This is a genomic window from Spirillospora sp. NPDC049652, assembly GCF_040675125.1.
In the GTDB taxonomy this organism is placed as follows: domain Bacteria; phylum Actinomycetota; class Actinomycetes; order Streptosporangiales; family Streptosporangiaceae; genus Spirillospora.
Map to the genome: position 1 here is coordinate 1 of NZ_JBFAOF010001027.1, position 2,430 is coordinate 2,430.

Annotated in this window: 2 protein-coding genes; both read left to right on the forward strand. The window is 75.7% G+C overall.

Annotation, left to right across the window (positions count from 1 at the left end; translation table 11 throughout):
- On the forward strand, positions 1 to 2,113 hold a 2,113-nt coding region (locus AB0J52_RS36380; protein WP_500187455.1), incomplete at its 5' end, for a serine/threonine-protein kinase.
- Positions 2,110 to 2,430, forward strand: a 321-nt coding sequence (locus AB0J52_RS36385) for a double zinc ribbon domain-containing protein (protein ID WP_500187456.1), incomplete at its 3' end; no start/stop codon positions are given. The genes AB0J52_RS36380 and AB0J52_RS36385, both read left to right, overlap by 4 nt.

Genomic DNA, 2,430 nt, shown 5'->3' on the forward strand with positions numbered 1-2,430 from the left:
AGCGCGGCGACGTCGAGCGGGCCGAGGCGAGGGCGCGGGAGGTGCTGGGGCCCTCGGGTCCCGGGGGCCGGGGCAGCGCGGCGGGCTCGGCGCGGGCCTGGTGGAGGTGCCGCCCGTCCCCTACCGGGACCCGGCCGACGCGATCATGGAGAACCCGGAGGTCCCGGAGAACCGCCGGTTCTGCAGCCGCTGCGACGAGCCGGTCGGCCGGTCCCGCGAGGGCAAGCCCGGCCGGACCGAGGGGTTCTGCCGCAACTGCGGTCACCCGTTCTCGTTCACGCCGAAGCTGAAGCCCGGCGACACGCTCGGCGACCAGTACGAGGTGCTCGGCTGCCTCGCGCACGGCGGGCTCGGCTGGATCTACCTGGCCCGCGACCACAACGTGTCGGGGCGCTGGGTCGTCCTGAAGGGCCTGCTCGACGTCGGGGACAGCGACGCGATGGCGGCGGCGACGGCCGAGCGGGCGTTCCTCGCCGAGGTCGAGCACCCCAACATCGTCAAGATCTTCAACTTCGTCCGGCACGGCGGCTCCGGCTACATCGTCATGGAGTACGTCGGCGGACGCTCGCTGAAGGACATCCTGCTGAGCCGCCGCCAGGAGGCCGGCGAGGACGCGGCGCTGCCGCTGCCGCAGGTGATCGCCTACGGCCTGGAGGTGCTGAGCGCGCTCGGCTACCTGCACAACGTCGGGCTGCTGTACTGCGACTTCAAGCCCGACAACGCGATCCAGAGCGAGGAACAGCTCAAGCTCATCGACCTGGGTGGGGTGCGGCGCTCGTTCGACTCCGGCAGCCCGATCTTCGGGACGCCCGGCTACCAGGCCCCCGAGATCGCCGCGCGCGGCCCGTCGGTGCCGTCCGACCTGTACACCGTCGGGCGGACCCTGGCGGTGCTGAGCTTCCCGTTCCGCGGCTACACCAAGAAGCACCTGCGCAGCCTGCCGCCGCGCGAGGAGGTCCCGCTCTTCCAGCGGAACGAGTCCTACCACCGGCTGCTGCGGCGCGCCTGCCACGGCGACCCGGCCCGCCGGTTCCAGAGCGCCGCCGAGATGGCCGAGCAGCTCACCGGGGTGCTGCGCGAGGTGCTGTCGGCCGAGGGGAAGCCGGTGCCGCCCGCGCCGTCCCCGCTGTTCGGGCCGGAGCAGAACGCGGCGGGCGCCGAGGCCGCCGACATCGAGGACGAGCTGGAGGGCGAGGCGCCGATCCTGCGGCCGCTGACGCCGGAGGTGGCGGCCGGGGCGCTGCCCGTCCCGCTGGTCGCGGCGGACGACCCGGCCGCCGGGTTCCTCGCCGGGCTGACCGCCCGGGACCCGGGCGACCTGGCGGCGGCGCTGTCCGGCGCGCCGTCCGCGTCGCCGGAGGTGCGGCTCGCGCTCGCCCGCGTCTCGATCGAGCTGGGCGACCTGCCCGCCGCCGACGAGATCATCACGGCGTTCGGCGCGGACCACGAGGACGACTGGCGCGCCGACTGGTACCGGGCCGTCCGCGACCTGGCGGGCGGACGGCCCGGGATGGCCGCCGCGACCTTCGACGACCTGTACGACCTCATGCCGGGCGAGCTCGCGCCGAAGCTCGCGCTGGCGTTCTGCGCCGAGCTCCAGGGCGACACCGGCACGGCCGCCGCCCACTACGAGACCGTCTGGCGCACCGACCCCACCTATGTCAGCGCCGCGTTCGGCCTGGCCAGGACGCGGCTGGCGGGCGGCGACCGGAGCGGCGCGCGGGCCGTGCTGGACTCGGTGCCCCGGGTGTCCAGCTACTACGTGTCGGCGCAGCTCGCGGCCGTCGCGACGACCGTCCGGGGCCGTCCGCCGGGCGAGTTCGACCCCGGGACGCTGATCGCCACCGGCCGCCGCCTGACCGGCCTGAACCTGGACACCGAGCGCCGCGACCGGTTCACCGCCGAGGTGCTGGAGGCGGCCCTCGCCTGGCTCCGCGCCGGCGGCGACCCGCAGGGCGCCGGGCAGCTCCTCGGGACGGCGCTGGACGAGCACGACCTGCGGCTCAAGCTGGAGAGCGTCTACCGGCACCTGGCCAAGCTCGCCGACCGGCCGGACGTCCGGCACGCCATGGTCCGCCGTGCCAACGCCGTCCGCCCGAGGACACTGCTGTGACCGCCTCCGCGTCCGCCTCCGCTTTCGACGCCGCACGCCCGTGCCCCGGGTGCGGCGACGTCGTCCACGTCGGCGACCAGTTCTGCGAGACCTGCGGCCGCCCCCGTCCGGGCGTCGCGCCCCCGCCCACCACCGAACGCCCGCCCACCATCGAGCGTCCGCCTGCCGCCGGACGCCCGCCCGAGGCGGCGCGCTGTGTGGACTGCGGGGCGGCGGCCATCGAGGCGGACGGCTACTGCGGCCGCTGCGGCCTGCGGCAGCCGACCGGGCGCGAGCACCTGGAGGAGACCCTCACCGGCGCGGGCCATTTTCTCAGG